Consider the following 8,469-nt stretch of genomic DNA (forward strand, 5'->3'; position numbering starts at 1 on the left):
TCTGTCTCATCATCGCGCAAGCTGGAGGGCGGGGGTGGAGCGCGGCATCGGATCCTGCTCGCGCCGGTAGCCGAGGATGGTCATGGCGATGTTCCAGGCCATGATCAGGGTGCCGAAGAGGTACATGGCTCCGCCGATGGCACGCATGACATAGTAGGGGTGCATGGCTGCCACGGTTTCGGCGAAGGAGTAGACCAGGAAGCCCTGTTCGTCGTATTCGCGCCACATCAGGCCCTGCATGATGCCGGACACCCACATCACCGCAGCGTAGACAACGATGCCGAGCGTCGCCAGCCAGAAATGCCAGGTGACGAGCCTGAGCGAATAGAGGCGTTCACGGTTCCAGAGTCTCGGCACCATGAAGTAGATTGCGCCAAACGAGATCATGCCGACCCAGCCGAGTGCGCCGGAATGGACGTGGCCAATGGTCCAGTCGGTATAATGCGACAGCGAGTTGACCGTCTTGATCGACATCATCGGGCCTTCGAAGGTCGACATGCCGTAGAAGGCGATGGCCATCACCATCATGCGGATGATGGGATCGGTGCGCAGCTTGTCCCAGGCGCCCGACAGCGTCATCAGGCCGTTGATCATGCCGCCCCATGACGGCATCCACAGCATGATCGAGAACACCATGCCAAGCGTCTGCGCCCAGTCGGGCAGGGCGGTGTAGTGCAGGTGATGCGGCCCGGCCCAGATGTAGAGGAAGATGATTGCCCAGAAATGGACGATCGAGAGGCGGTAGGAATAGACCGGCCGGTTGGCCTGCTTGGGCACGAAATAGTACATCATGCCGAGGAAGCCGGCGGTGAGGAAGAACCCGACCGCATTGTGGCCGTACCACCACTGCGTCAGGGCGTCCTGGACTCCGGAAAATGCGGAATAGCTCTTGGATCCGAGGAAGGAGGCCGGCATCGAGAGGTTGTTGATCACATGCAGCATCGCGATGGTCACGATGAAGGAAAGGTAGAACCAGTTGGCGACGTAGATGTGCGGTTCCTTGCGCTTCAGGATGGTGCCCAGAAACAGGATCAGGTAGGCGACCCAGACGATGGTCAGCCAGATGTCGACATACCATTCGGGTTCCGCATATTCGCGGCTCTCGGTGATGCCGAGCAGATAACCGGTCGCGGCCATGACAATGAAGAGCTGGTAGCCCCAGAACACGAACCAGGCGAGATCGCCACCGAACAGCCGAGCGCGGCATGTGCGTTGGACGACATAGAGAGACGTGCAAAGCAGCGCGTTGCCGCCGAAGGCAAAGACGACGCCCGAGGTGTGCAGAGGCCGCAAGCGGCCGAAGTTGAACCAGGGCTGGATGTTGAGATCGGGATAGGCAAGCTGCAGCGCGATGGCCACGCCGACAAGCATGCCGATGACACCCCAGAACATGGTGGCGATTGCGCCATAGCGGATTGGCCCGTCCATGTAAGCGGACGGGTCGATCGGAGCGGCAGGCTTGAACTCAGTGTTACGCAGTAGGATCGCAGTGAAGCCAGCCAAGGCGAAGAACAAGACCCACATGTGCTGGCGAAAGGGTTCATCCACCCCAGTGCCAGCCGCCACCAAAGCCGCGAATGCGAACAGGCTTAGAAGCACGATTTCTTTGCCGAATTTCATCGCAAACCCCGATTTCCAATTCCGGCGGATGCCAAACCGCGGTGCCTTATTGCGCAGCCGTCGCCTGCTCGCCCTGATCCATGTCAGAGCCGCACCATTTTGCTCGAGCAGCATCGAGTTCGGTGCGATCAGACTGCGACGATCGAATGTGGAAGCGCACCACCGGCCGCCCGTTTATGGATGGGGCCTGGCGTCCCGGTCGGGCCCCGGGTGCGGAGGCGACCGCGGGCGTGTGGGGGAGCGCACCTTCTGCGACGCTGGAAAGCAGGTCGACGCCTTACCGAACCCCGCGTTCAATGCATTGGAACGGCCAGCGCCAGCGTTACGCTGCCGTCGTGACATTCATGGCTTGGGGAGACGGCGATTTTCCCCTGCGGATGAGGCGTATTGACTTCGGCCAAGTGTGGATGCTTCGCCGACGAGCCGAAAGGCAACTGGCGCATACGATCGGATGGAGAACGGGCTGTCGCTACGCGACTTCTTCTGAGCCCAACGCGAGCATGCCCTGCCCCGAATGAAGTAAGTGACGGGGGCCATGCAGCTTCTGCGTCATTCAAACGGCTGTAGCGCCTCGGCCGCCGCAGCGCCGTTCCAGCCGGCTCATGCTGTCCACGGTGACGCGGCGGTTGTTCTCGATCCGAATCACGCCGTCCATTCTCAGGCTGGTCAGCTGACGGCTCACGGTCTCGTTTGTGATTCCAAGGAAATCAGAAATGTCGGCACGCGTCATCGGCAGCTCGAAGCACGTCGAGCTAGCCGTCGGGTCAACATTGGAGTCGATGTTCCGGGCAATCATGAGGAGAAAGCTCGCCACCTTTTCTGGTGCGGTCTTGCGCCCCAGAGTCACCATCCATTCGCGTGCCTCGTCAAGTTCGTTCAGCGCCTGCTTGAGCAGGCGATGCACAAATTCGGGTGACTGCTTCATCATCCGTTCGATGGCCGCTCTGGGAAACGAGCATAGCGAGACAGCTGTTGCCGCTTCCGCATTGATCGCACTTTTCATCTTGAAGGGCCGACCCAGAAAATCCGGGGCGAACTGCAGGCCGACAATCTGTTGGCGTCCATCTGACAGGCTCTTCGTGAGCTTCACCACGCCTGAAAGCACGTTCGAATAACAGTCGACCGCCTCGGCGTCGCCGATCAGTTCGACCCCCGGCTCGATATTGTGCCGCGACGACGTCTTGGCGAGCTGAGCCAAATGGTCTGGCTCTAGCGCGCCACAGACACCGCGGCGCCGTGCCTCGCAAGACAGGCAAAGAACGGGGATGCCGGAACTGTGAATATCCTGCCGTAATGTCATTCGATCGCTCTACCGGTCCGTGCGGGCAGGATAGCATCCACGGTAGAAAAATCCTTGCGGCAGTTTGTCCGTGCTGAAGGTTGATCGAAATCAGGGCTTAGGCTCATCCAAGCATCCACAGTTCGGGCGACGCAAACACGGTGGACCACGACATGCGACAAAAGCTAGTTGCCAGATTTGGCGAGAACGTCCCGCGCTACACGAGCTACCCGACCGCGCCGCATTTCAATCCAGGCGTTGATGCTGCCGTTTGTCGTGGCTGGCTGCAAGCGCTCGGCGGTGGTGACGAGATCTCGCTCTATCTGCACATCCCTTACTGCGACAAGCTTTGCTGGTTCTGTGCCTGCCATACCAAGCAGACACGCCATTACGAACCGGTGACCACATATCTGCGCTCACTGCATGCCGAGATCGCCACCGTCGCCAGTCTTGTCGCAGGCAAGGGTCGCGTCCGTGCCGTCCATTTCGGTGGCGGTTCGCCGACCATGCTCAAACCCGAAGATATGGTGGCGCTGGGAACCGCCCTGCGCAACAGCTTCGGCTTTCTTCCCGGCGCCACGATCAGCGTTGAAATCGAACCCAACGATATGGACGATGCCCGCCTCGATGCGCTTGCCGAAATCGGCATGACCCGTGCGAGCCTCGGCGTCCAGGACTTCGATCCGAAGGTTCAGAAGGCAATCAACCGCGAGCAGAGCTTTTTGCAGACCAAAGCGGTAGTCGACGGTGTTCGTTCGCGCGGCGTCGAATCCGTCAATCTAGACCTGCTCTACGGCCTGCCGCACCAAACCAGGGCGAGCGTTTCCTCAACGGTCGCGCAGGCACTGACCCTGGAGCCGGACAGGATAGCGCTTTTTGGCTACGCCCATGTGCCGTGGTTCAAGAAACACCAGACGATGATCGACGAGGCATGGCTGCCCGGTCCCGCGGAGAGATTTGCTCAATCGCAACTGGCGGCGCGGGCGATCGTGGACCAAGGGTACGAAGCAATCGGCCTCGACCATTTCGCCAAACCCGGCGATGCCCTGGCCCTTGCCGCCCGCGCCGGAACACTGCACCGGAACTTTCAGGGTTACACCGACGATTGTTGCGAAACCTTGATTGGGTTAGGCCCATCGTCCATCAGCCAGTTTCGGCAGGGCTATGCGCAGAACATGCTTTCGACCAGCGAATATCGATGCACGGTGGATGACGGCGGGCTGGCCGCTGTTCGGGGTATCGCACTTTCCAACGACGACCGCGTTCGCGGCTGGATCATCGAACGTTTGATGTGCGACTTCGCCTTCTCGGCCATCGATCTGGTGGAACGCTTCGGCGAGGCCGGCCAGAGGCTCCTCCTTCAGTCAAGTTCCATGGCCCTCCACGATCCGGTTCGATTGCTTGAACTTGATGGCGACAGATTCGTTGTGCCGGCTGAAAGTCGCCCTTTCGTCCGAAGCATCGCGGCCAGGTTCGACAAATATTTCGAAGCTGGAACGGCCAGGCACTCGGCGGCAGTCTGAGCACTCAGAGGAATGGTCATGCCTCTCAGTCGATCATGGACCGCGGTACGTTTGTTGATCGGCGACCGTCTATCGAGACAAGATTCTGAGCGGACCAGACGCGTCTTGGCGCAGCGACGATATCGTCCGCTCGAGCCCTGCCTGTCGGATCATGGTTGTCGGCGACAGCTCCCTTCGACCTGAACCACCCGTTCACCCGAATTCTGCCGGCGCAGTTCCAGTGGAAAGGGCCTGGGCTAGACGGCTCTCTTGTTACCCCAGAGCACAACGTGCAGCTGCGGTAGCACGCGGGCCTCGAACCATCTGTCGCGGGTCACGCTGTCAACCAGCCACTCCATGCGCTTCAATATTCCGTCAAGGTCGACAGGCGCGTCATCATTTGTGGGGTGTGGCGGCGTGTGATTGCCGGGCTGCAGATAGATCGGAAGTTGCGGAAATTGCGCAGCGGCGTCTTTCGCGTAGGTGTAGTCCCTTTCGTCGAAAACAATGAGCTTGAGCACGACTTGGGGCTTGCCTTGTGCCGCCTGGAGGCACGCCTCGACAGCGGCCCAATCTGTCGTCATTTGGCTTGACGGCGGCTTTGGGCTGAGGATCAGCACGTCAAGCTGCGCAAACCAGTCCCTGGCAAGCGACCCTTGGGTTTCCAGCGCAAAACGGTAACCGTCACCATGGCCCCGGTCGATGAGCGCGCCGAGCGGCTGGATGGCCGGATTGCCGCCTGATAGCGACACCATCAGCGGGCGGCCACCGGAAAGGGCAAGCACATTTTTCCACACCGCGCCAACGGACATCATCTCCCATTCATGGCGGAATTGATTGTCCACAGCATGGAGGCTGTCGCACCAGGAACAGCGATAGTCACACCCGCCGGTTCTGACGAAGATCGTCGGCAAACCTATGAGCACGCCCTCGCCCTGGATCGTCGGCCCGAAAATCTCGCTAACGCGGATTGCGGGATGAGTATTCGTCATGGCCGGTATTCCGCCCAGGTTTTCGGCGTTTCGCTCACCCGCACGGCCGCGGTTTCGCTCAGGCGTGCCTTGCACCAGTCGTAGAAATGTCTGGCCAGATATTCCGCCGTGACTTGCTCGTGTCCCAGCACGTCGTTGAGATGCCGGTGGTCGAAGCTCTCGTCGATGTAGCGTTTGAATGGCGCCAAGTCGTGGTAGTCGCGCACGAAGCCGTGATCGTCCAGTCCATCCGCTGAAAGCTCCACTTCGACGATGTAGTTATGTCCGTGCAGGCGCGCGCATTGGTGATCGGGTGGCAATGAGGTGAGCTGATGCGAGGCTGAGAAGTGGAATTCCTTGGTGATGCGGAACATTACGCGGTGGTCCTTCGCAACGCTCCGAGCCAGAAGTCGGAGTCCTCATACTCGGTTGGGTCCGGGTGCCCAGCGATGTGAAACGCCTCACGCCGCTCGACGCAGGTCCCGCACCTCCCGCAATGACGCTCGGCGCCCTTGTAACAGGACCAGGTCTGCGCAAACGGCGTGCCGTATGTGGCTCCATCCGTAACAATGTCCGCCTTCGTCAGGTTCACATAGGGTGCATAAAGGCGAATCTGCGCGTAGCCGTCGAGCGCGTGGTCCTGCATCATCTGGAAAGCGTCGATGAAGGCCGGACGGCAATCGGGATAGACAACGTGATCCCCACCATGCACGGCCGTCGCCACTGCGTCAGCGTCTTGCGCTGCGGCGAGGCCGAAGGCAATGGCCAACATGATGGCGTTCCGGTTGGGCACCACCGTTATCTTCATAGTGTCTTCGGCATAGTGCCCGTCGGGCACGTCCACATTGTCGGTCAGCGCGGAGCCGGAAAGGCCGCCGCCGATCTCGTGGATATCGATGATTCGCTGCGGGACACTCAGGCGCTCCGCGCAGAGGGTGGCGAAGCCCAATTCCTTCCTATGCCGTTGGCCGTAATCGAACGATAGCAGGCCGGTAAGCTGGTGCTCCGCTGCCACCTTGTGGGCAAGAGTAACGGAATCCAATCCGCCGGAGCAGACGACGAGAGTCTTCATCGTTGGGTCCTTGTTTTAACCGGGTAGGCTGCGACCGGAGATTTCTCTGCGCTCCAGTACTTCAGGAAAACCATTTTGTGAAGTGAACGGAGACCAGTTCGTGCGCTTGCGTGCGATGCGCAAAAAGCCCTCGCGGTGAGCTGCAAGGACACGGACTGGCGAGACGTCACCCTTCAGCGGAATGCTCAAAGTCGAACGCTTCTCGGGGACAAAGTTCTCGACGAGCAGAGCCTGGCGGTCCCGAGCGCCGAGCGACGCCATTGCAACGGTTTCGGGGTAGAAAGCCGAGATGGGCTTGCCGCAAACAGCTCACTTGCCAGGGATGTTCAGCGATGCCGAAATGCAGATATCGGGATGGATTATGAGGTCAATTGTCGCGACAGCTTTGGCTGGCCTGCTCCTCGCGTTTCGTAGATGCAGCGCATTCCACTTCAGGATCATTTTGATGAGCGCGCCCTCGATGGATGACCGGCGAACCCTGAATAACCGGTCGTGAGCCGACATCTGTGAACAAGCGGTGTGGTCGATTGCAATCACCCATGTCTTGCGCACAGGTACCTTATGGCAGTGGATGAACTGAACTTGATGGTTTTACAGATGGCAGTCGAAAGCGTCCGCTCGCTCTCGTTGAGCTTCGCTGAAAAAGCCGCCGAGATAGCCACCAGGAGCCGCGGCAGCCTGCTTTTCGACGTGCGGATCGACGGTGACGCGCAGGTCCAGCGGGTCGCAGCCATCCGATATCACGGCGGCCAGTTCGGCGTGCTGGCGTTAGACGGACACGGCCTAGTTACCCACTATTGCATCGTTAACGGTATGTTCTCACATTACATTGCGGCCTTGGAGAGCTGGCACAGGATGCCCCTGTCGATGCAGGCCAAGATGGATGCCAACGGCAATGCCCGTCTCTTCGTAGCGGCGTTGCGGGACGCCGGACATATGCTGGCCACCTAGCATTTGGCCAGAATGCATCTCTGAATTTGCAAGTGCATCACTGCGATGGCGCCGGCATGATCGTCATGCTCGAAAAGGGCTGCGGCGGCCGCGGCAAAGCGGTCGCCGCGATGGTGGTGTCAACGGCTTTGCATCGATGCGAGCGTTTAGAACAGAGGTCTCCTCCTGGCATCGAGCGCATGCAAGGAGCTACGCAACGCAAATGTATCAAGTATTTTGAAGGGACGACCCCTCATGCATACTTAGCTGCGATGCTCGGGCGGCATAAGCCTCGTTGCCATCTAGCCGCCTTGATGCACGGCGATAAGCTTTGACGGCCTGAAGCGACGCTGTGGTCGCCGTTGCGGTGCTTTTCCACGCGCCTCGTCATGCGCCGGGATTGCTCCGGCGTGATGGCAGGCGGGGGTTCGCAGGTTCCGGTCGGCGGTTCGGTTCGGGGCGTCTGCGCCCCATCTTTATGTCGCGAGTTGGGGGATGCGATCGGGACGATGCGCAGAATACGCTGGCCGGGGCAGAATGTCGGCAGGTGCAGGCGGATTTGCGATTTCATCTCGACCACCCGCGCAGCGATTTTGATGAGGCGCAATCGCAGCGTGTCGAATTGGGCGACGGCAAAGCTCGAGAGCCTCGGCATCGCGGCGCGCAAGCCCCACATCAACCAGTAAGCACCGGCATGCAAGAATAGCCGGAACTGGTTGGCCGTCGCTCTGGTGCAGGATGTGCGGTCGGCGGCAAGATGCGCCTTCAACGACTTGATGTGGTTCTCGGCCGCGCCGCGCCGGCAGTAGACATCCTCGTAGAGCGCCTTCGCCTTCCCACCGGCAACGTTGGTGACGACGAAGCGGATATCGCCACCGTGGGCGCCGACCTCGACCCGCGCGATGATGCGCTCGACGCGGCTCCAACTAGCGGCGCCGTCAACGAACTTCTCTTGAACCTGCGGACCTTGCCTGTCTTGGTCGACGCTTCGAAGCGCGCAGTCGTGCTGGCCTCCAGATCCGCGACATGCTTGCGCAGGGTCGTGGTGGGCGCGAGGCCAAAGATGAAGTCGACATCGTTGGCGCGGCACCAGTC

8 protein-coding genes and 1 pseudogene are annotated in these 8,469 nt (G+C 60.2%); 2 read left to right on the forward strand and 7 right to left on the reverse strand.

Annotated features, from left to right (window positions below; genetic code table 11):
* Positions 1–9 precede the first annotated feature (9 nt).
* Both ccoN and NKI05_RS18715 read right to left on the reverse strand, forming a co-directional pair.
* Positions 10–1,620, reverse strand: a complete 1,611-nt coding sequence (gene ccoN / locus NKI05_RS18710) for a cytochrome-c oxidase, cbb3-type subunit I (RefSeq protein WP_352792871.1) — start codon at positions 1,618–1,620, stop codon at positions 10–12.
* A gap of 553 nt (positions 1,621–2,173) precedes the next feature.
* Positions 2,174–2,920, reverse strand: coding sequence for a Crp/Fnr family transcriptional regulator (locus tag NKI05_RS18715; protein ID WP_023708062.1), 747 nt, complete (start codon positions 2,918–2,920; stop codon positions 2,174–2,176).
* A 152-nt stretch (positions 2,921–3,072) separates the two neighbouring features.
* On the opposite strand from NKI05_RS18715, the gene hemN reads away from it, so the two are divergent.
* Entirely contained in the window at positions 3,073–4,422 is a 1,350-nt protein-coding gene (gene hemN, locus NKI05_RS18720) for an oxygen-independent coproporphyrinogen III oxidase (protein WP_352792873.1), read from the forward strand.
* 236 nt (positions 4,423–4,658) lie between these two features.
* Here the strand turns inward: hemN and queE are convergent, their stop codons facing one another.
* From queE to NKI05_RS18740, 4 genes are read right to left on the reverse strand one after another with little or no spacing between them, the layout of a single operon-like run.
* Positions 4,659–5,393 (reverse strand): 7-carboxy-7-deazaguanine synthase QueE, encoded by a 735-nt coding sequence (queE, locus tag NKI05_RS18725; protein ID WP_023713158.1) that lies wholly within the window; start codon positions 5,391–5,393, stop codon positions 4,659–4,661.
* Entirely contained in the window at positions 5,390–5,746 is a 357-nt protein-coding gene (queD, locus tag NKI05_RS18730) for a 6-carboxytetrahydropterin synthase QueD (RefSeq protein ID WP_023673552.1), read from the reverse strand. Before queD ends, queE begins: the two co-directional genes overlap by 4 nt.
* The gene (gene queC, locus NKI05_RS18735) at positions 5,746–6,444 is read right to left on the reverse strand and encodes a 7-cyano-7-deazaguanine synthase QueC (protein ID WP_352515443.1); all 699 of its coding nucleotides are present in this window, start codon (positions 6,442–6,444) and stop codon (positions 5,746–5,748) included. Before queC ends, queD begins: the two co-directional genes overlap by 1 nt.
* A 15-nt stretch (positions 6,445–6,459) precedes the next feature.
* The gene (locus NKI05_RS18740) at positions 6,460–6,705 is read right to left on the reverse strand and encodes a hypothetical protein (protein WP_352559082.1); all 246 of its coding nucleotides are present in this window, start codon (positions 6,703–6,705) and stop codon (positions 6,460–6,462) included.
* Positions 6,706–7,005: 300 nt separating this feature from the next.
* On the opposite strand from NKI05_RS18740, the gene NKI05_RS18745 reads away from it, so the two are divergent.
* A complete protein-coding gene (locus tag NKI05_RS18745) occupies positions 7,006–7,395 on the forward strand; it encodes a hypothetical protein (RefSeq protein WP_352792876.1) in 390 nt (129 codons plus the stop codon).
* 455 nt (positions 7,396–7,850) lie between these two features.
* On the opposite strand, the pseudogene NKI05_RS18750 reads toward NKI05_RS18745, so the two are convergent.
* Positions 7,851–8,469 (reverse strand): annotated as a pseudogene (locus NKI05_RS18750) (transposase); the annotation flags it as partial.

Origin of the sequence: Mesorhizobium sp. M0771 (genome assembly GCF_040320155.1) — a bacterium.
Classification (GTDB): Bacteria; Pseudomonadota; Alphaproteobacteria; order Rhizobiales; family Rhizobiaceae; genus Mesorhizobium.

Coding starts and splice junctions, on each gene's coding strand:
- queC (WP_352515443.1), bottom strand. CDS start 6,444: ATGAAGACTCTCGTCGTCTGCTCCGGCGGATTGGATTCCGTTACTCTT.
- NKI05_RS18715 (WP_023708062.1), bottom strand. CDS start 2,920: ATGACATTACGGCAGGATATTCACAGTTCCGGCATCCCCGTTCTTTGC.
- NKI05_RS18745 (WP_352792876.1), top strand. CDS start 7,006: ATGGCAGTGGATGAACTGAACTTGATGGTTTTACAGATGGCAGTCGAA.
- queE (WP_023713158.1), bottom strand. CDS start 5,393: ATGACGAATACTCATCCCGCAATCCGCGTTAGCGAGATTTTCGGGCCG.
- NKI05_RS18740 (WP_352559082.1), bottom strand. CDS start 6,705: ATGGCGTCGCTCGGCGCTCGGGACCGCCAGGCTCTGCTCGTCGAGAAC.
- ccoN (WP_352792871.1), bottom strand. CDS start 1,620: ATGAAATTCGGCAAAGAAATCGTGCTTCTAAGCCTGTTCGCATTCGCG.
- queD (WP_023673552.1), bottom strand. CDS start 5,746: ATGTTCCGCATCACCAAGGAATTCCACTTCTCAGCCTCGCATCAGCTC.
- hemN (WP_352792873.1), top strand. CDS start 3,073: ATGCGACAAAAGCTAGTTGCCAGATTTGGCGAGAACGTCCCGCGCTAC.